The sequence below is a fragment of the Streptomyces sp. NPDC030840 genome, assembly GCF_055572015.1.
In genome coordinates, this window is the sequence record NZ_JBVIEE010000020.1 from 126232 (window position 1) to 146239 (window position 20008).

Below are 20008 nucleotides of genomic sequence, written 5' to 3' on the forward strand. Positions count from 1 at the left end.
ACCGCTCCGTAGCAGAACCGTGCTCGAAAGGGGTGGGTCCGGCGGGAGCGGCGGTGACCGTCGCGGACGTCTGGTAGATGTTGATGCCCCCAACCAACCCCCGAGCAGATACGGGACGACGGACATGAGCGCCCCAACCCCGGCCCCCGGTGACGACAGGCCCCGCGAAGGGTATTACCCGGACCCGTCCATTCCTGGATATGTCCGTTACTGGAACGGTGCCTCCTGGGTGCCGGGGACGAGCCGTCCGGCGCCCTCCGACGGCGAACCGCTCGCGGCACCCGGCGCGGCGCCCGCCACCCCGGCCTCCCTGGAGGAGACGGGCCCGCACTTCTTCGACGAGGACCCGGAACCCGCCGCGCCCGAAGAGCCGGAGCCGCCCGCGTCGGCCGCGCCGCCCGCGCCCGCCGAGGAGCCGGACAGGCCGTCTCCGGCCGAGGCCCAGCACGGCAGCAGGCCCGAGCCCGCGTCCGCGTGGGGCGCCGACCGCTCCCGGCAGTCCGGTTTCGGCCGCGATCAGGGCCGTGTCTCCTGGGGCTCGCAGCGCACCGCGGCTCCGCGGACGCCGGGCGACCAGGCGGCCCGGTCCGACGGTTCGGCGACGGTCCCGTCGGCGGACGAGGAGGCCCCGGACGGCACCATGGTCTTCCGCCGCGCGAACGCCAACGCCAACGCCAACGCGAACGCCGGCGCGAACGCCAACGCGGAGCCCGCGGAGGTCGAGGGCACCATGACGTTCCGGTCACCCCTCGCGCGCACCGACGAGGACACCGGCCCGTCCTACGGCGCCCCGAGGACGAGCGCTCAGGCCGCCGCGCAGCAGGCGCTGGGTCTCAGCCCCCAGGCGACTCCAGAAACCCCGTCAGCTCCCCGCCAGAGCCCTCAGCAGATCCCGCAGCAGGGCCCCCAGCAGGGCCCCGGCCAGAGCCCCAGGACCGCGGCCCCGGCCGCCGCGTCCGCCCCAGCCCCTGCGGCCCAGCCGCAGGGGCAGCCGCCCGCCCCCGCTCCCGCGCAGCCCGGCTCCTTCCCGCAGCAGGCCGCGCCCGCCCCGACACCCCTCAGTCCGGGGCCCGGCGGCGGACAGCCCTCCTGGGCGCAGCAGGTGGGCCGGCTGGCGGGCGCGGACGGGGAGCAGCGCGTCGCGCCGTGGAAGCCGGTCAACGAGGACCCGTTCCAGGCCGCCGCGCGCGCCCAGGCCGCGGCCCGTCCGGCGGGGCTCGGCAAGCGGCTGACCGCCCGGCTGCTGGACACGCTCGTCGTCCTCGCCGTCACCAGCGCGGTCGCCGTGCCGCTCGGCACCAAGGCGATCGACCACATCAGCGAGAAGATCGACGCGGCCAAGCTGTCCGGCGAGACCGTCACCGTCTGGTTGCTCGACGGCACGACCTCGGTCTACTTCGGCATCATCCTCGGCGTGCTGCTGGTCTTCGGCGTCCTCTACGAGGCGCTGCCCACCGCCAAGTGGGGCCGCACCCTCGGCAAGAAGCTGCTCGGCCTGGAGGTCCGCGACATCGAGGGCCACGAGCCCCCGACCTTCGGCCTGGCCCTGCGCCGCTGGCTCGTCTACAGCGTCCCGGGCCTGCTCGGCATCGGCGTCGTCGGCGTCCTGTGGTGCGTGTTCGACCGCCCCTGGCACCAGTGCTGGCACGACAAGGCGTCCCACACGTTCGTGGCGGGCTAGCCCGGACCGGGCCGGCCGGGACCGGGTTGGCCGGGACCGGATCACCGGAGCGGGCCGCCCGGCCGCTGCACGCGCACGCAGGGCGGCCGGCCGTACGCGCCCGTGCAGCGGCCGGCCGCGAGCCGGACAGGCGCAAACCCGCTCAGCCGCACCGGACGCTGTATCCCGGACGCCGTACCCCTGACGCCATATCCCGGGCGCCATACCCCGGACGGACCCGCGCCGGATGCGGACCCGCAGGGTTCGCGGTCGACTCGGGCCATGAGTACCGAACCGCCGCCCCCCGGCTCCGGTCAGTCGCCGGACGACCAGTTCCGGAAGGAGCCCCCGCCTCCGTCGGGTTCGCCCTACGACTCCCCGTACGGGCGTGAACCCCCGCCCTACGCGGGTGACCCGTTCGGCGGGGGCCCGTACGGCACGGACCCGCTCGCCGGGATGCCCCCGCTCGCCGACAGCGGCAGGCGCGTGCTCGCCCGTGTCATCGACATGATCGTCGTGCTCGCCGTGGTGCTGCTGCTGAGCTGGGCGTTCGGCCTCGTCCGGTTCACCGCGGGCGCGGACGACACCGCGTACGACGACTCCCTGGGCACGAGCGCCATCGCCGTCGTGCTGCTCATGGCGTACGACACCTACTTCACGGCCAGGAACGGCCAGACCCCCGGCAAGCAGCTGATGAAGCTGCGCACGGCGAACCTCGACGACGGCTCCACGCCCAGTGTGCAGAACTCGCTGCTGCGCGCGGCCGTCCTGTGGATCCCGTTCGCGTTCTGCTGCGCCTGCGTCTGGACCGTCATCGTGGGCGTCCTGACTGTCTTCGACAAGCCCTACAAGCAGGGACTCCACGACAAGGCGGCCAAAACGGTGGTGGTCAGCACCGCTTGACCGCCGGGTGGGGCGCGAACGGCCATGGTCGCGCGGAGGCCGTCAGGACTGAGGCGTACTCAGGGGCGGGTGCCGGCGAGCGGCGGGTCCGTGACTCACGGGCCCGCCGGCTCACGTACCGGCTCGGAACCGGCGGAGACGGGAACGGACAGGGAGGCCCGCTCGCGCGCGGCCGGAACATACTGCTCCGCGGGCTGCGTCACCGGAACCCGGTGCGCGCCCGCGGGCGCCGTGGTGGCGGCCGGTGTCTTCTTCGGCAACGGCACGGTCATCGCGACGAGCAGCCCGAGCGCGAGTGCCGAGACGGCGATCACCGCGATCGCCACACCCGAACTCGTCTGCGACAGCAGCAGCATGGCGAGGGTGGACAGGATCACGGTGCAGGAGCCGTAGGCGAGCTGTGCGGTCGTCGGACGAGGCATGTCAATCGTGTCCTCGGGTGGGGTCTCCCCGTGCCTCTCACGTTGGGGAGTCTGCGGATACGAATCAAAGGGGGAGCTTGGGGGTCGGCTTGGCATTCCGCCGATTCCGGGCGTTCCACCAATCGACTCTATTCGCCAGGCTGCCCGAGCGGAACGACGGGTAAGCGTGACCTGATTAACGGTGCCGGTGCACAGGGGGCGCACGGAGTCATGGAGTCCGCCAAGTGGACACTGCCACGCGCCGGTTCGGCGGGCACATGACGTCCGCATAGCGGACGACGGCTCCGTATAGTCAGTTGTTCTGTGCAAGTCAAGGTCTGTTTTTTCTCTCGAAACTCCGGTCGAATGGCGTCACTTGACTACACGCGTATACCGCGCGCGGACACCCCAGGACCAAGGACCCTCCTCCGCGCGAAACGGGCGCGGGGGAGGACCTCAAGTGACCAGTAGACCCTGGACGTTCAGAGCTGCGGCGATCGGTGTCGCGTTCGCCGCGACGGCCGCGACGTTCTCGACTTTCGCGGTGGCGCAGGCCGACGACGGCGCGCCCGCGGCGACGGTGGACCGCCGTGACCCGGCGGACCGTACCGACCACGACCACGACCTCGAAGGCCCGCTGAGCAAGACGCAGGCGGCCCAGCGCGAAGAAGCCCTCAAGCAGGTCATATCCGGCGACGCCACGGTCAAGAACCGTGACGGATCGCAGGTCGTGCGGCTGAAGAGCAAGAAGGGTGACAGCAAGTACGTCGAGCTCGGCCGCGAGAAGACCGACAAGATCTTCACGATCCTCGTCGAGTTCGGCGACCAGATCGACAGCCGGTACGGCGGCACCCCCGGCCCGCTGCACAACCAGATAGCCAAGCCCGACCGCGCCAACGACAACAGCACGGCCTGGAAGGCGGACTACAACCAGAAGCACTTCCAGGACCTGTACTTCGGCACCGGCAACAAGACCGAGTCGATGAAGAAGTACTACGAGAAGCAGTCCTCGGGCCGCTACTCGGTCGAGGGCGAGGTCTCGGACTGGGTCAAGGTCCCCTTCAACGAGGCCCGTTACGGCAACAACGCCTGCGGCCAGTCCACGTGCAACAGCGTGTGGAACGTCGTCAGCGACGGCCTCAACGCGTGGGTCGCCCAGCAGAAGGCGGCTGGGCGGACCGACGCCGAGATCAAGGCGGACGTGGCGGAGTTCGACCAGTGGGACCGCTACGACTTCGACGGCGACGGCGACTTCAACGAGTCCGACGGCTACATCGACCACTTCCAGATCGTGCACGCCGGTGAGGACGAGTCGGCCGGCGGCGGCGCGCAGGGCGAGGACGCGATCTGGGCCCACCGCTGGTACGCGTTCGGCACGGACGCGGGTGCCACCGGCCCCGAGAACAACAAGCTCGGCGGCGCGAAGATCGGCGACACCGGCATCTGGGTCGGCGACTACACCATCCAGCCGGAGAACGGCGGACTCGGCGTCTTCGCCCACGAGTACGGCCACGACCTCGGCCTGCCGGACCACTACGACACCAACGGCGGCGAGAACTCCACCGGCTTCTGGACGCTGATGTCGTCCGGATCCTGGCTCGGCACCGGCAAGAACGAGATCGGCGACCTGCCCGGCGACATGACCGCCTGGGACAAGCTGCAGCTCGGCTGGCTCAACTACGACACGGCCAAGGCCGGCAAGCAGTCCACGCACAAGCTGGGTGTCGCCGAGTACAACACGTGGGACAAGCAGGCCCTCGTGGTCGAGCTGCCCAAGAAGAAGGTCACCACCGAGATCGTGGAGCCCGCCCAGGGCTCGACGCAGTGGTGGAGCGGCAGCGGCGACAACCTCTCGCAGACGCTGACCCGTTCCGTGGACCTCACGGGCAAGTCCTCCGCCTCCCTGACGCTCGACGGCTGGTGGGACATCGAGGCCGGCTACGACTACCTCTACACCGAGGTGTCGACCGACGGCGGCGCCAACTGGACGGCCGTCGACGGCACGGCGGACGGCGCGGCCATCAGCCGTGACGGCAGCAACAAGCCGGCGCTGGACGGCACGTCGGGCGCGTACAAGAAGCTCGTCTACCCGCTCGACGCCTACGCGGGCAAGAAGATCGACCTGCGCTTCCGTTACGCCACCGACGGCGGCGTGGCCCAGAAGGGCTTCGCGGCCGACTCCATCACCGTGACCGCGGACGGCTCGGCCCTCTTCACGGACAACGCCGAGACCGCGGACGCGGCCTGGACCGCCAAGGGCTTCTCGCGCATCGGGGCGTCCATCACGGACGACTACGCGCAGTACTACATCGCCGAGAACCGCCAGTACGTGTCGTACGACAAGACGTTGAAGGTCGGCCCGTACAACTTCGGCTTCTCGACGACGCGTCCGGACTGGGTCGAGCACTACCCGTACCAGAACGGTCTGCTGATCTGGAAGTGGGACACCTCGCAGGCGGACAACAACACCAGCGTCCACCCGGGTGTCGGCCTGGTCCTGCCGGTCGACGCCCACCCGCAGGCGCTGAAGTGGTCCGACGGCACGCTGATGCGCAACCGCGTCCAGTCCTACGACTCGCCGTTCAGCCTGTACCGCACGGACGGCATCACGCTGCACAAGGCGGGCGTCGCGACGAAGATCGTCTCGAAGAAGGGCGTGTCGACGTTCAACGACCACGCCAACACGTACTACGACGAGACGAACCCCACGGGTGGTGTCAAGATCACTGACACCAACACCAAGATCAAGATCGTCAAGGAGGCCAAGGACGGCTCGACGATCTCGCTCCAGGTGGGCCCCGCGGTGAAGTAATCCACATATCCGCAGGTCACAGACGTATCGGCCGCGACCCCTTGGCGGGTCGCGGCCGATCGTGTTTAGGTGCGTGCTGTGGTTTTCTTATTGACACTGACTCGCACGGGGGTGTGATTTCATGGCCGCAGGAGGTTTCTGCAAGCTGCCGAACGGCACGGTTGTGGTGGCGCTGAACCTGCCCACACCCACGTCTCCGGACGACGGCCGGGATGCCGCCTCGGTCCGCATCCTGGTCCACGCGGCGAACCGCACCCGGGCCCTCACCCGGCTCCGCAACCTCGGCATGCGAGCGGTGTACCTCCGGGGGAACGCGGCGCCCCCGACGCCGGACGAGATCACAGCGGTGCTGCACCACCCGGACGGGCTCGTATGGCGCACGCACACCGACGTGGTGACACCGCCGGAGCTGTGGCGGCCGATCAGGTCGTTGCTGAGGCGCCCTGCGGTACGGAGGTAGGGGCTGCGGGTTCGTCGTTGGCTGCGGGTTCGTTGTGGCTGGTCGCGCAGTTCCCCGCGCCCCTTACAGGGTGCGCCGCCGTACAAAACAAGCCCCTCCGGCGTGTGAGGAGCGGGGGTCCGGGGGCCGGCCCCCGAAACGGGGTCCGGGGCGGAGCGCCGGCGGGGTCGAAGGGGCGGAGCCCCTGGGATGGGGCGGGTAGGGGCGGCGGGGGCGAAACCAATCCGCGCAGGCTCCCCCGGCCGCTCAGACCACCGGCTTCCCCGACAGCTCCACCCCCGCCTCCCGCAACTCCTCCAGCGCCTTCTGCGTCGTCTCCTCGGAGACACCCGCCGTGAGATCGAGCAGCACATGGGTCCGGAACCCCTCCCGCGCGGCATCCAGCGCGGTGGCCCGCACGCAGTGGTCCGTGGCGATACCCACCACGTCCACCTCCTCGATCCCGCGGGCGCGCAGCCACTCCGCGAGGGAGACGCCGTTCTCGTCGGCGCCCTCGAAACCGCTGTACGCGGCGGCGTACGCACCCTTGTCGAACACCGCGTCGATCGCGCCGGAGGCGACCGCCGGGGCGAAGTTCGGGTGGAAACCCACCCCCTCCGTGCCGGCCACGCAGTGGGCTGGCCAGGAGTGCACGTAGTCGGGGTTGTCGGCGAAGTGGCCACCGGGGGCGATGTGATGGTCGCGGGTCGCCACGACGTGGCGGTAACCGGCGGGGGCCTGCCCGATCAGCTCCGTGATCGCGGCGGCCACATCGGCACCCCCGGCGACCGCGAGGCTGCCCCCCTCGCAGAAGTCGTTCTGCACGTCTACGACGATCAAGGCGCGGCGCATGGTCGGTGTCCTTCGACTATGAGGATGGGGGGGCGGGCCCGGCCTGCGAATCATGGAGCACGCGTCGGTGGCGCGTCACGAATCGCGATGAAATACCGAGCCTAGAGACTTCGGGCACGGGGCGGGAGGGGGCACAGCATGGCGGATCCGTGCGCGGGGCGCGCTGCGGGAGCATGCCCGCACGGCTCGCGTCCACGCACGGTCGCACGGGGGCGCGCGACGCGGTGGCCGATACACGCCCCCAGCAGGCGTCCTGGGCGGCGCGTCACACGTATTCCGTCGGAATGACCGCCTCCCCCCGGGACAGCTGTGTCGCCGACATCGGCAGGTTCGCACGGGCGGCCACGTGCCGGTCCCGTACGACGTCCAGGGGCTCACGGCCGACGACCTGGCCGCCCTTGACCAGCTGGACCTGCAGGAGCCGGTCCTCCAGCTCCTCCGGCACGGCACCGGTGCCGATCACCTCGGCCTCCGCCACCCCGTGCTCGTCCCGTCGCCGCGCCGCCCACTTCCGGCCCCCGATGGACGTCTTGCCGCCGGTCGACTTCTTCGCCACGGGGGCGAGCGGAGCCCCGGGGTCCGCGGACGTGGCGCGGGCGACGAGCTTGTAGACCATCGAGCACGTCGGATGGCCGGAACCCGTCACCAGCTGGGTGCCCACGCCGTACGCGTCCACGGGCGCCGCCGCCAGCGAGGCGATCGCGTACTCGTCGAGGTCCGAGGTCACGACGATCTTCGTCCGGGTCGCCCCCAGCTCGTCCAGCTGCTGCCGCACCCGGTGCGCGACCAGGAGCAGGTCGCCGGAGTCGATACGGACGGCCCCGAGCTCCGGCCCGGCGACCTCCACCGCCGTACGGACCGCCTCGGCGACGTCGTAGGTGTCCACGAGCAACGTGGTACCCCGTCCGAGCGAGTTCACCTGCGCCTTGAAGGCGTCCCGCTCGCGGTCGTGGAGCAGGGTGAAGGCGTGCGCGGAGGTGCCCACGGTCGGGATGTTGTACCGGAAGCCGGCCGCGAGGTCGGACGTGGACGTGAAGCCGCCGACGTACGCCGCCCGGGACGCCGCCACCGCCGCCAGCTCGTGGGTGCGCCGGGCGCCCATCTCGATCAGCGGCCGGTCCCCGGCGGCGGAGGACATCCGGGACGCGGCCGCCGCGATCGCGGAGTCGTGGTTGAGGACCGAGAGGATCACGGTCTCCAGCAGCACGCACTCCGCGAAGGAACCCTCCACCCGCAGGATGGGCGAGCCCGGGAAGTACACCTCGCCCTCCGGATAGCCCCAGATGTCGCCGCTGAAGCGGTACGAGTCCAGCCATTCGAGTGTCGGTTCGCCGACGATCCCGCGCTCACGCAGGAAGCGCAGCACGTCCGCGTCGAAACGGAAGTTCTCCACCGCGTCCAGCACGCGCCCCGTGCCGCCCACGACGCCGTACCGCCGCCCCTCGGGCAGCCTCCGGGTGAAGACCTCGAACACCGAGCGCCGGCCGGCCGTGCCCGCCGCGAGCGCGGCCTCCAGCATCGTCAGCTCGTACTGGTCCGTGAAGAGCGCCGTCGAGGGCACGTCCACCGGAAGCCCCAGATCCGCTACGCCCACCAGAGTTCTCCTCGCCTGCGTCGGCGGGGATGGCCCCCGCCTGTTTCCTCGGGGGGTGGTCCCCCCGCGTTCCATGTCAGGGGCGGTCCGTTCGCGCGGCGGCGATCGGACGCGGAGTCCCCCCGGTCAACGATCCATACGGCTCCGAGGACGATCGTACTCGGAAATCGTCAGAGTGACGATTTCCGGGGTCCGTTTGTGCGGGTACCCCCTTGTGGTGGCAGCATGGGCCGTGTGACGGCTCCCGCACCCCTAGAGATCGAAAAGACCGAGTCGGCGGAGGAGGCCTTCGCCGTCCCCGAACCCGATGTCCCCTGGGTGACGATCGTCCACAACGACCCGGTCAACCTCATGAGCTATGTGACCTATGTCTTCCAGGCGTACTTCGGTTACTCCAAGGACAAGGCCACCAAGCTCATGCTTGACGTGCACCACAAGGGCCGTGCGGTGGTCTCCAGCGGGACGCGCGAGGAGATGGAACGCGACGTACAGGCCATGCACGGATACGGTCTGTGGGCCACCCTTCAGCAGGACCGCAAGTAGCGGCCAGGACCGCACGCGACAGCACAGCACGAAGCGGTACCCCGGCGTCGGCGCCCCGTCCGGTGCTCCCCGGGGACAAGACAGCACACCTCCAGCCCGGCCGGAAGCAGCGAACCCACTCCATGCCAGGACACTTCGAACCGACCTCCGGCGGCGGCGCGGCCGTCGCGCTCGACGCGGTCGAGATCTCCATCATCCGCTCGCTGGCCGTACAGCTCCTGGAGCTGATCGGCCCCGGCCCCGCCGAGGACGCCCCGGACGACCCGCTCGCCGAGCTGTTCACCGACGGGCCGAGCGAGCCCCCCAACGACCCCGTGCTCCAGCGCCTCTTCCCCGACGCCTACGGCGGACCCGGCGGCGAGCCCGCCTCGCCCGAGGAGGCCGAGGAACAGCGCCAGTACTCGGCGGAGTTCCGCCGCTTCACCGAGAACGACCTGCGCGCCGGCAAGCGCGAGAACGCCCTCGCGGTGATCCGCTCCCTGGACCGGCTGACCACCGCCGGTGACGGCGGCGCCGTGCTGGAGCTCACGCCCGAGGACTCCCGCCAGTGGATCGGCTGCCTCAACGACCTGCGTCTGGCCATCGGCTCCCGGCTCGACGTCACCGACGAGGAGGACACCGACATCCTCTACCGGCTGCCGGACGAGGACCCGCGCAAGCCGATGGTGATGGCGTACCTGTGGCTGGGCGGCCTCCAGGAGACGCTCGTGCAGACGCTGATGCCCTGACTTGTGGTGCGCTGGCGGTTTTGTGCGCTGGAGGTCTTGGTGCTCTGGCGTCCCGGTGCACTGAGGGCTTGCTGTTCTGGCGTCCTGGTGCCCTGGCGTCTGGTGCTCCGGCGTCCTGTGCTTTGGCGGTTTGGCGGTTTGGCGGTCCGGCGGTCTGCGGTCTGCGGTCTGCGGTCTGGCGTCTTGCGCTCCGCTGTCCTGCCTCCCTGGCGCTCTGGCGTCTTGGCGCTCCTGCGCCCTGACGCCCTGACCGTTCGCCGACGCCTGCCCGGACGCCCTGACGTCCGCAAACGCCCTGTCCTGACGCCCTGACGCCCTGCCGTCCGGGGCGGCGGCCCTCCGCTCCCCGGTCACCATTCGTTCATTTCGTGACGGTCCGGTGTTCGCTCAGGGGACGCTCAAATCCGGATAACGATCACGTCACCGTTGTGGCCAGGTATGGCGTTTCAGGTGCCGTTTGTCCTCCGCTTCCTGTGTCGTGCGCCACATCACGCCGAGTTGATCAGTGCTGCGGCCGTGATAGATCTTCACGATCGCCCGCCGGGACGCCACCCATGCCCCGGTCGGGTGCGCCACCAGCCGGCGGACCGCCGGTCAGGCACGGGCGGCCCCGCGGGTCCGCCCAGCTCCAGCACATCCGGGGGGATCGGAACCCGATCCGCGGCCGACGAAGGCCCGGGTCGGCGTGGAGAAAGGCGCACCACACATGACCTCAGCGCAGGTCGACCAGCAGTACGACGAGCACGACCGCAACGGAGCCGTGGGCGGCGACGCTCCCGAAGAGGGGTACGAGCGAGGGCTCGGCAGCCGCCAGGTCCAGATGATCGCGATCGGCGGCGCCATCGGCGTCGGCCTCTTCCTCAACGCCGGGGCGAACATCGCCAAGGCGGGACCGAGTCTCATCCTGATGTACGCCATCGCCGGCGTGATCATCTTCTTCATCATGCGGGCGCTCGGCGAACTGCTCCTGTACCGCCCGGTCTCGGGCTCCTTCGCGGAGTACTCACGGGAATTCCTCGGCCCGTTCTTCGGCTACTTCACCGCCTGGACCTACTGGCTGATGTGGGTCGTCACGGGTATGGCGGAACTGACCGCCGCCGCGATCTACATCCACTACTGGTTCGAGTCGATCCCGCAGTGGGTGTCGGCCCTGGTCTTCCTCGTCGTTCTCTTCGTGGCCAACCTGATCTCGGTGAAGCTGTTCGGCGAGATCGAGTTCTGGGCCTCGATGATCAAGGTCACCGCCCTCATCGGCATGATCGTGATCGGTCTGGGCGTCCTGACCTTCGGCTTCAGCGCGGCCGGCGACACCGCCTCCGTCACCAACCTGTGGGCCTTCGACGGCTTCTTCCCCAAGGGCATCGGCTCGTCCCTGATGACCCTGCAGGGCGTCATGTTCGCCTACCTGGCCGTCGAGCTCGTCGGCGTCACGGCCGGTGAGTCCGAGAACCCGGAGAAGACCCTCCCCAAGGCGATCAACACCCTGCCCTGGCGCATCGCCCTCTTCTACGTCGGTGCCCTCACCGTCATCCTCTGCGTGGTGAAGTGGACCGAGTTCGCGGAGGGCGTCAGCCCCTTCGTGAAGGCGTTCGCGATGATCGGCATCCCGGCCGGCGCCGGCATCGTCAACTTCGTCGTGCTCACCGCCGCGCTGTCCTCCTGCAACTCGGGCATGTACTCCACGGGCCGGATGCTGCGCAACCTCGGCGCCAACGGCGAGGCTCCCCAGGCCTTCACCAAGCTGTCGGCCACCAAGACGCCGGCCCTCGGCATCACCGTCTCCGTCGCCTTCATGGGCATCGGCGTCGTCCTGAACTACGTCGTCCCCGAGAAGGCCTTCGCCTACGTCACCTCCGTGGCCACCGCGGCCGGCATCTGGACCTGGCTGATGATCCTGATCAGCCACGTCCTGTACCGCCGCGCGGTCGAGGCGGGCCGCTTGCCGGCCTCCTCCTTCCCGGCCCCGGGCGGCTCGGTGGGCAGCTGGATCGCCATCGCCTTCCTCGTCTTCGTCACCGGCCTCATCGCCTACGACGCCGACTCCCGCGTCACCCTCTACGTGATGGGGGGCTGGTCGGCCGCCCTGGCCGTCGGCTGGTTCGTGCTCAAGGCGCGGAACCCGGAGGTCACGGCCCGTCGCGGACCGGAGTTGGAGAAGGCCGGGAAGGCCGGCTGACTGCCGTCCGACCGGTCCGACTGTCGTCCGACCCGGTCCGGCCGGGCCTGACCGGGGTCCGCCGGAGGACTGCAGTGACCGGGACCCGCCGGCCCGGCCGGGCCCGACCGGGGTCCGCCGGAGGACTGCAGTGACCGGGACCCGCCGGTCCGACCGGGCCCGACCGGGGTCCGCCGGAGGACTGCACTGACCGGGACCCGCCGGTCCGACCGGACCGACCCGGACTCATCGGTCCGACCGTGCCCGTCCGACCGACCGTGCCCGTCCGACCGACCGTGCCCGTCCGACCGGCCGTGCCCGTCCGACCGGCCGACCAGGGCCGGACCGACGGGCCGACCGGGGCCGGCCCGACCAAGGTCGGGCCGACCAGGGCCGTTCCCTCGCCCTGTTCAGCATGTGGGCAGCCCCGTACCACCCCTCGGTACGGGGCTGCCCTTCTGCTTATCCTGACCGACATGCTGACCATCACCCAGGCCCTCGTCGACCAGATCGTCGCCCACGCGCGCAAGGACCACCCCGACGAGGCGTGCGGCGTCGTCGCGGGTCCGGCGGGATCGGACCGCCCCGAGCGCTTCATCCCCATGCTCAACGCGGCCATGTCGCCCACCTTCTACGAGTTCGACTCGGGCGACCTGCTCAAGCTCTACCGCGAGATGGACGACCGCGACGAGGAACCGGTCGTCATCTACCACTCCCACACGGCGACCGAGGCGTACCCCTCCCGCACGGACATCAGCTACGCCAACGAGCCCGGCGCCCACTACGTCCTCGTCTCGACCGCCGACACGGACGGGCTCGGCGACTTCCAGTTCCGCTCGTACCGGATCGTGGAGGGAGAGGTCATGGAGGAGGAGGTCAAGGTGGTGGACGCGTACTGATCACTCGATTGATCAGGCATATCTCACGCAACGGTCAAAAACTGTCCGTATCGCGAGATCACACTCCGGGGCCCCGACCGGGAATCGATACGATGAGCCCATGGTTCTCCACGACGTGAGCGACAAGACGCCGGGCGTACTGCTCGTGGCGCGGCTGCACGTCGATCTGTGCAGGCTTGCCAGCGCCATCTGTTGACGCCGACCCCTGCCGCCGTATGGCCGTGAGCCGCGGCGTCCGACCCGCGTACGAGGCGTCTGACCCACGTACGACACGCACACGGCGCCGCCGCGCGCCCACACCGACCTGACTTCTTCCGACAGGAGCCCGCAACCATGGCCATCGAGGTCCGCATCCCCACCATCCTCCGCCAGTACACCGACGGTCAGAAGGCGGTGGAGGGCACCGGGGACACCCTCGCCGAGCTCTTCGCCGACCTCGAGACCCGGCACACGGGCATCCAGGCCCGCATCGTGGACGGCGGCGAACTGCGCCGCTTCGTCAACGTGTACCTGAACGACGAGGACGTCCGCTTCCTCGACGGCATCAACAGCAAGGTCGCCGACGGCGACAACGTGACGATCCTGCCGGCCGTGGCCGGCGGCATGGCCTGACGGGCCACTGGACTCCCATGCGTTACGACTCCCCGCTGGCCGCGGTGGGCAACACCCCTCTGGTGCGCCTGCCGCGGCTCTCGCCGTCCGCCGACGTCAGCATCTGGGCCAAGCTGGAGGACCGGAACCCCACCGGCTCGATCAAGGACCGCCCCGCCCTGCACATGATCGAGCAGGCCGAGAAGGACGGTCGGCTCACGCCCGGCTGCACGATCCTGGAACCGACCTCCGGCAACACCGGCATCTCCCTGGCCATGGCGGCGAAGCTCAAGGGCTACCGCATGGTGTGCGTGATGCCCGAGAACACCTCGCAGGAACGCCGTGACCTGCTGGGCATGTGGGGCGCGGAGATCATCTCGTCTCCGGCGGCGGGCGGCTCCAACACCGCCGTCCGGGTGGCCAAGGAACTGTCCGCCGAGCATCCGGACTGGGTGATGCTCTACCAGTACGGCAACCCCGGCAACGCGGGCGCGCACTACGCGACGACGGGCCCCGAGATCCTCGCGGACCTCCCCTCCATCACCCACTTCGTGGCGGGCCTCGGCACGACGGGCACGCTCATGGGCGTCGGCCGCTACCTGCGCGAGCAGAAGCCGGACGTCAAGATCATCGCCGCGGAGCCGCGCTACGACGACCTGGTGTACGGGCTGCGCAACCTCGACGAGGGCTTCGTCCCCGAGCTGTACGACGCGTCCGTCCTGACCACCCGCTTCTCCGTCGGCTCCGCCGACGCGGTCACCCGTACGCGTGAGCTGCTGCAGCAGGAGGGCATCTTCGCCGGTGTCTCCACCGGGGCCGCCCTCCACGCCGCGATCGGCGTCGCGAACAAGGCCCTGAAGGCGGGCGAGCCGGCCGACGTCGCCTTCGTGGTCGCCGACGGCGGCTGGAAGTACCTGTCGACGGGCGTCTACACGGCCGCGACGACGGAGGAAGCGATCGCGCGGGTACAGGGGCAACTCTGGGCGTGAGCGGCAAGGGGGCGCCCCCGGGGCTCCGCAAACGCCGGAGGGGCTGAGAGATCAGCCCCTCCGGCGTTCGCGGAGTGGGGTCCGGGGCGGAGCCCCGCGGGATGGGACGGGTAGGGGCGGCGGGGGCGAAAACACTCCGGTCCCGTCACGACGGGCGCACTCCACTCCCCACCCGCCCCACCGCAGGGGGCGCGCGCCCCAACTTCCAGCCGAACCGGTGACAGCACAGGTGAGTTCGCCCACAACAGCCCGTGCTGGAGGAGCGACCGGGCCTTTTGCGCCTTACGCTCGACGCACCGCACGACCCTCGTTCCGCCCCACCGTTCCGCCCCCGTTCCCGTCGCCCACCACCTGCCAGCGCGGAGGTTCCAGCTCTCATGAAGCTCACCGTCGTCGGCTGCTCGGGGTCGTTCCCGTCCGCGGAATCGGCCTGCTCGAGCTACCTCGTCGAGGCCGACGGCTTCCGGCTGCTCCTCGACATGGGCAACGGCGCCCTGGGCGAGCTGCAGCGCCACTGCGGTCTCTACGACCTCGACGCGATCTTCCTCAGCCACCTGCACGCCGACCACTGCATCGACATGTGCGCGTACTTCGTGGCGCGCTACTACCGGCACGACGGCGGCCGCTGCGACCCCATCCCCGTCTACGGACCCGAGGGCACGGAGCAGCGCCTGACCACCGCGTACGCCGACACCCCGTCCGCCTCCTCCATGAGCGAGGTCTTCGACTTCCACACGGTCAAGCCGGGCACGTTCGAGATCGGCCCCTTCACCGTTCACACCGAGCGGGTCGCCCACCCCGTGGAGGCCTACGGCATCCGCGTCGAGCACGGCGGCCGCACACTGACGTACTCCGGTGACACCGGCATCAGCGACGCGCTGGACGAACTCGCCCGCGACGCCGACCTGTTCCTGTGCGAGGCCGCGTTCACCCACGGCAAGGAGAACATCCCGGACCTCCACCTCAACGGCCGTGAGGCAGGCCAGACGGCCGCCCGCGCCGGAGCCCGCCGCCTCGTCCTCACCCACATCCCGCCGTGGACGGACCCCCAGGTCAACCTGGCGGACGCGCGCGCGGTGTACGAGGGTCCGGTGGAACTGGCGACGCCCCGGGTGTCGTACGAGATCTGAACGAGCGGACCGCGTACGGGTGCAAGGCCACGCAGGCCGCGCCGACCGTCGTACGGGATCCGCACACGCGGCGAACCCCGACCGCGTAGGCTGGACGCCGAAGGCCCCCCGGAACCACCTGTCCTGGTCCCGGGGGGCCTCTCTTCATTCCGTACCGCAGGAACCGCCGTGACTGCCGTACGGAAGACCTGTCACGCCTTGGTGAGGTCCTCGACCTCCTCCTCGGGCTCGCGGCCGGGGGTGGGGAGGTTGAAGCGGATGATCGCGAAGCGGAAGGTCGCGTAGTAGATCGCGGCGAAGACCAGACCGATCGGGATGATCATCCAGGGCTTGGTGGCCAGTCCCCAGTTCAGGAAGTAGTCGATGGCACCGGCCGAGAAGCTGAAGCCGTGGTGCACGCCCAGCGCCCAGGTGACGGCCATGGAGAGCGCGGTCAGCAGCGCGTGGATCACGTACAGGACCGGCGCGATGAACATGAACGCGAACTCGATCGGCTCGGTGATGCCGGTGACGAACGAGGTCAGGGCCAGGGAGACCATCAGACCGCCGACGGCCTTGCGGCGCTCGGGGCGGGCGGTGTGCGTGATGGCGAGAGCGGCGGCGGGAAGCGCGAACATCATGATCGGGAAGAAGCCGGTCATGAACTGACCCGCGGTCGGGTCGCCGTGGAAGAAGCGCGGCAGGTCACCGTGCCACACCGCACCCGAGGCGTCCTTGAAGGAACCGATCTCCTGCCACGCCACGGTGTTGACGAACTGGTGCATGCCCACGGGGAGCAGCGCGCGGTTGATGGCGCCGAAGATGGCCGCGCCGAACGCGCCGAGACCGGTCATCCACTCGCCGAAGCTGGTGATGACGTCACCGATGGGCTCCCAGACCAGACCGAAGAAGACGCCCACGGCGGTGCCGATGAAGGCCATCAGGATCGGGACGAGGCGTCGGCCGTTGAAGAAGCCGAGCCAGTCGGGGAGCTTCGTACGGTGGAAGCGCTGCCACGTGACGGCGGCTATGAGACCCATCACGATGCCGCCGAGGACCTTGGGGTCGTTGTAGGTCGCGGCGACGTCGGCGCCCTTGGTGACCTTGGCCTCGCTGATGGGGAACGCGGTCAGTACGTTCTTGTAGACCAGGAAGCCGACCAGCGCCGCGAGGGCGGTGGAGCCGTCGGACTTCTTGGCGAAGCCGATGGCGATGCCGACGCAGAACAGCAGCGGCAGGTTGGCGAAGACGGCGTCACCGGCGGTGGCGAACACCTTGGCGACCTTCAGCCAGCCGAGGCCGTCCTTGCCGAGTACGTCGTCCTGGCCGAGCCGCAGCAGGATGCCGGCCGCGGGCAGCACGGCGATCGGGAGCTGAAGGCTGCGGCCGACCTTCTGCAGGCCCTGGAACAGACCGGAACCCCACTTCTTGGCAGGGGCCGCCGTGGCGCTGGCGGTGCTCATAGTTCCTCCATGTGCATACCGGTGCTGCCGGGGACGGGAAGGTTGAACAGAAGGCAAACGGGGAGGGCAGCAACCGTGTGGTCTACACCACTGACTGGTGTAGACCTGTTGTAGCAGATGAAGGCGAGATAAAGGAACCCGCGGGTTCCGTGACGGATTTACTACGGTGTGTGTTGGCTTATGGGTGGTCAGAAAAGACACCGAACCGTCCTGAATCGCCGGCAGGCGGGGTCGGTCCGAGGCGCGGAAGGCCCAACTCGCCGCACGCGCCGATGTCTTCACCCGGGCCCGGGCCCTGTTCCTCTGGGCGCCTGCCCCGGCTCCCGGGGCCGGACACCTCCCGACGCCGCCGCCGGTGAGCGGGACGGCTTGGCGGCTCCCGGCTCCGTGGTGTAGACCAGTCGGCAGACGTTGCGGTTCGGATCAGTCGGATCAGGGAGAACAGACATGGCCACCAAGGCTGAGAAGATCGTTGCCGGACTCGGCGGCATCGACAACATCGAAGAGGTCGAGGGCTGCATCACCCGGCTGCGGACCGAGGTCGTGGACGCCGGACTGGTCGACGAGGCCGCGCTGAAGGCCGCGGGTGCGCACGGCGTGGTCAAGATGGGCACGGCGATCCAGGTCGTCATCGGCACGGACGCGGACCCGATCGCGGCGGAGATCGAAGACATGATGTGAGCCCCCCCGAGGGGCCGACCGGACACCGGGGCGCCTCCCATCGCGGGAGGGCCCCCTCCGTATGTGCGGCTAGGCTCGTGGCCATGTCTCGAATCGACGGCCGTACGCCCGAACAGCTCCGCCCGGTCACCATCGAACGCGGCTGGAGCAAGCACGCCGAAGGCTCCGTCCTCGTCTCCTTCGGCGACACGAGGGTCCTCTGCACCGCCTCCGTCACGGAAGGCGTCCCGCGCTGGCGCAAGGGCAGCGGTGAGGGCTGGGTCACCGCGGAGTACTCGATGCTGCCCCGCTCCACCAACACCCGCGGCGACCGCGAGTCCGTCAAGGGCAGGATCGGCGGCCGTACGCACGAGATCTCCCGCCTCATCGGCCGCTCGCTCCGCGCCGTCATCGACTACAAGGCGCTCGGCGAGAACACCATCGTCCTCGACTGCGACGTGCTCCAGGCCGACGGCGGCACCCGCACGGCGGCCATCACGGGCGCATACGTGGCCCTGGCCGACGCCGTGGCGTGGGCCCAGCGCAAGAAGCTGATCAAGGCCGGCCGGCAGCCGCTCACCGGCACCGTCTCCGCGGTGTCCGTGGGCATCGTCGGCGGCGTCCCCCTCCTCGACCTCTGCTACGAGGAGGACGTGAAGGCGGAGACCGACATGAACGTCGTCTGCACCGGCGACGGCCGCTTCGTCGAGGTCCAGGGCACCGCGGAGGCCGAGCCGTTCGCCCGCGACGAGCTCGACGCGCTGCTCGACCTGGCGGTGTCCGGCTGCGCGGAGCTGGCGGAACTCCAGCGGAAGACGCTTGATACGGTCCTGGAAAGGTAAAGGACGCACCAAGAAAGGGTCCGCGCCGTGAGCAACCACGGCGCACCCCTCCCGCGTCCCTACCGGTACGGGCGTGCGGCACACCACCGTACGCCCGGCCACGATCCGATCCGAACGAACCGAACCGCACCGCACGGGGGCCGTCAGGCCTGAACTAGGAGGACTGTTCCATGGCCGCGAGCCGCCGCCGACGCCGTACGACCATCGCCGCCGCCGTAGCGGCGGTCGCGCTGACGACCGGTCTCGCCACGGGGTGCGACGCCGTCAACAAGGCCCTGGACTGCGTCCAGACCGCCGACGCCATCGCCGACAGCGTCACCGACCTCCAGCAGGCGGTCGAGAACGCGTCCAACGACCCGACCCAGATCGACGAGTCGCTCACCTCCATCGACAAGAACCTCGACGAGATCGGCGACAAGACGGACAACGCCGACGTGAACAAGGCCGTCGACGACCTCCAGAAGGCCGTCACGAATGTCCGCGACGCCGTGAAGAACGGGGACGAGACGCCGGACATCACGCCGGTGACGGACGCGGCGGGTGAGCTGACGAAGGTCTGCACCCCGTAGCTGCGCTGGCTGGGCGGGTACGTCTCGTCTGCCGGGTTCCTGTTGGTCGTTGGCTGCGGGTCTTGTGTGGCTTGTCGCGCAGTTCCCCGCGCCCCCTTCGGGGCGCCCCTTTCCGGGGCGTCCTCAAAGCTTCTCGGTACTGTGTGGCCATGACGCGCCTGATCCTTGCCACCCGTAACGCCGGAAAGATCACCGAGTTGAGGGCGATCCTCGCCGAGGCCGGGCTCGGGCACGAGCTCGTCGGCGCGGACGCCTACCCCGACGTGCCCGACGTCAAGGAGACCGGCGTCACCTTCGCCGAGAACGCGCTGCTCAAGGCCCACGCCCTGGCACAGGCCACGGGCCTTCCCGCGGTCGCCGACGACTCCGGCCTGTGCGTGGACGTCCTGAACGGCGCCCCCGGCATCTTCTCCGCCCGCTGGGCCGGCAAGCACGGCGACGACAAGGCCAACCTCGACCTGCTGCTGGCCCAGCTCGGCGACATCGCCGACGAACACCGCGGCGCCCACTTCGCCTGCGCCGCGGCCCTCGCCCTCCCGGACGGCACCGAGCGCGTGGTGGAGGGCCAGCTGAGGGGCACACTGCGCCACGCCCCGGTCGGCACGAACGGCTTTGGCTACGACCCGATCCTCCAGCCGGAGGGAGAGAACCGGACGTGCGCGGAGCTGAGCCCCGAGGAGAAGAACGCGATCAGCCACCGGGGGAAGGCGTTCCGGGCGTTGGTGCCGGTGGTGCGGGAGCTGTTGGGCTGAGCGGGAGCGTCTACCTGGACCGGCGGTAGTGGGAGTTGGTGGGCTTA

The 20008-nt window shown here is 70.0% G+C and carries 20 protein-coding genes; 16 read left to right on the forward strand and 4 right to left on the reverse strand.

Translation table 11 applies throughout. The features are described 5' to 3' along the window. Positions 1-124: 124 nt before the first annotated feature. Both ACZ49J_RS33400 and ACZ49J_RS33405 read left to right on the forward strand, forming a co-directional pair. Positions 125-1681 carry an RDD family protein gene (locus tag ACZ49J_RS33400; protein WP_467450364.1) on the forward strand — a complete coding sequence of 519 codons (1557 nt, stop codon included), beginning with the start codon at positions 125-127 and terminating at the stop codon, positions 1679-1681. Between the two features lie 261 nt (positions 1682-1942). After that, entirely contained in the window at positions 1943-2563 is a 621-nt protein-coding gene (locus ACZ49J_RS33405; protein WP_467450365.1) for an RDD family protein, read from the forward strand. A 95-nt stretch (positions 2564-2658) separates the two neighbouring features. On the opposite strand, the gene ACZ49J_RS33410 is transcribed toward ACZ49J_RS33405, so the two are convergent. After that, positions 2659-2985, reverse strand: a complete 327-nt coding sequence (locus tag ACZ49J_RS33410) for a hypothetical protein (protein ID WP_467450368.1) — start codon at positions 2983-2985, stop codon at positions 2659-2661. A 439-nt stretch (positions 2986-3424) separates the two neighbouring features. On the opposite strand from ACZ49J_RS33410, the gene ACZ49J_RS33415 reads away from it, so the two are divergent. Both ACZ49J_RS33415 and ACZ49J_RS33420 read left to right on the forward strand, forming a co-directional pair. Then, on the forward strand, positions 3425-5776 hold the full coding sequence (locus tag ACZ49J_RS33415) for an immune inhibitor A domain-containing protein (RefSeq protein ID WP_467450369.1): 2352 nt from the start codon (positions 3425-3427) through the stop codon (positions 5774-5776). A 121-nt stretch (positions 5777-5897) separates the two neighbouring features. Further along, on the forward strand, positions 5898-6236 hold the full coding sequence (locus ACZ49J_RS33420) for a hypothetical protein (protein ID WP_467450371.1): 339 nt from the start codon (positions 5898-5900) through the stop codon (positions 6234-6236). A 246-nt stretch (positions 6237-6482) separates the two neighbouring features. Here the strand turns inward: ACZ49J_RS33420 and ACZ49J_RS33425 are convergent, their stop codons facing one another. Both ACZ49J_RS33425 and ACZ49J_RS33430 read right to left on the reverse strand, forming a co-directional pair. After that, positions 6483-7067 carry a nicotinamidase gene (locus ACZ49J_RS33425; protein ID WP_467450372.1) on the reverse strand — a complete coding sequence of 195 codons (585 nt, stop codon included), beginning with the start codon at positions 7065-7067 and terminating at the stop codon, positions 6483-6485. A 265-nt stretch (positions 7068-7332) separates the two neighbouring features. After that, positions 7333-8661, reverse strand: a complete 1329-nt coding sequence (locus tag ACZ49J_RS33430; protein WP_467450373.1) for a nicotinate phosphoribosyltransferase — start codon at positions 8659-8661, stop codon at positions 7333-7335. Between the two features lie 225 nt (positions 8662-8886). On the opposite strand from ACZ49J_RS33430, the gene clpS reads away from it, so the two are divergent. The 8 genes from clpS (at position 8887) to ACZ49J_RS33470 (ending at position 15696) form a co-directional block, all read left to right on the forward strand. Further along, positions 8887-9204, forward strand: a complete 318-nt coding sequence (gene clpS / locus ACZ49J_RS33435) for an ATP-dependent Clp protease adapter ClpS (protein ID WP_467450374.1) — start codon at positions 8887-8889, stop codon at positions 9202-9204. 122 nt (positions 9205-9326) lie between these two features. Further along, positions 9327-9932: a DUF2017 domain-containing protein gene (locus ACZ49J_RS33440; RefSeq protein WP_467450375.1), complete on the forward strand. Its 606-nt coding sequence runs from the start codon at positions 9327-9329 to the stop codon at positions 9930-9932. 706 nt (positions 9933-10638) lie between these two features. Then, entirely contained in the window at positions 10639-12108 is a 1470-nt protein-coding gene (locus ACZ49J_RS33445) for an amino acid permease (protein ID WP_467450377.1), read from the forward strand. A gap of 455 nt (positions 12109-12563) precedes the next feature. After that, a complete protein-coding gene (locus tag ACZ49J_RS33450) occupies positions 12564-12986 on the forward strand; it encodes a M67 family metallopeptidase (RefSeq protein ID WP_467450378.1) in 423 nt (140 codons plus the stop codon). A gap of 100 nt (positions 12987-13086) precedes the next feature. Beyond that, entirely contained in the window at positions 13087-13182 is a 96-nt protein-coding gene (locus ACZ49J_RS33455) for a putative leader peptide (RefSeq protein WP_467450379.1), read from the forward strand. Between the two features lie 137 nt (positions 13183-13319). Then, a complete protein-coding gene (locus ACZ49J_RS33460) occupies positions 13320-13598 on the forward strand; it encodes a MoaD/ThiS family protein (RefSeq protein ID WP_467450380.1) in 279 nt (92 codons plus the stop codon). A gap of 17 nt (positions 13599-13615) precedes the next feature. After that, a complete protein-coding gene (locus ACZ49J_RS33465; RefSeq protein ID WP_467450382.1) occupies positions 13616-14566 on the forward strand; it encodes a PLP-dependent cysteine synthase family protein in 951 nt (316 codons plus the stop codon). 377 nt (positions 14567-14943) lie between these two features. After that, positions 14944-15696 (forward strand): MBL fold metallo-hydrolase, encoded by a 753-nt coding sequence (locus ACZ49J_RS33470; protein ID WP_467450383.1) that lies wholly within the window; start codon positions 14944-14946, stop codon positions 15694-15696. A 191-nt stretch (positions 15697-15887) separates the two neighbouring features. On the opposite strand, the gene ACZ49J_RS33475 is transcribed toward ACZ49J_RS33470, so the two are convergent. Continuing rightward, entirely contained in the window at positions 15888-17138 is a 1251-nt protein-coding gene (locus ACZ49J_RS33475; RefSeq protein ID WP_467450385.1) for a PTS transporter subunit EIIC, read from the reverse strand. Between the two features lie 447 nt (positions 17139-17585). Between ACZ49J_RS33475 and ACZ49J_RS33480 the strand changes: the two genes are divergently transcribed. The 4 genes from ACZ49J_RS33480 (at position 17586) to rdgB (ending at position 19961) form a co-directional block, all read left to right on the forward strand. Then, positions 17586-17819 carry a PTS sugar transporter subunit IIB gene (locus ACZ49J_RS33480; protein WP_467450386.1) on the forward strand — a complete coding sequence of 78 codons (234 nt, stop codon included), beginning with the start codon at positions 17586-17588 and terminating at the stop codon, positions 17817-17819. A gap of 83 nt (positions 17820-17902) precedes the next feature. Further along, positions 17903-18640: a ribonuclease PH gene (rph, locus tag ACZ49J_RS33485; RefSeq protein WP_467450387.1), complete on the forward strand. Its 738-nt coding sequence runs from the start codon at positions 17903-17905 to the stop codon at positions 18638-18640. A gap of 170 nt (positions 18641-18810) precedes the next feature. Further along, on the forward strand, positions 18811-19209 hold the full coding sequence (locus ACZ49J_RS33490; protein ID WP_467450388.1) for a hypothetical protein: 399 nt from the start codon (positions 18811-18813) through the stop codon (positions 19207-19209). Positions 19210-19358: 149 nt separating this feature from the next. Further along, positions 19359-19961, forward strand: coding sequence for an RdgB/HAM1 family non-canonical purine NTP pyrophosphatase (rdgB, locus tag ACZ49J_RS33495; protein WP_467450390.1), 603 nt, complete (start codon positions 19359-19361; stop codon positions 19959-19961). Positions 19962-20008: the final 47 nt, after the last annotated feature.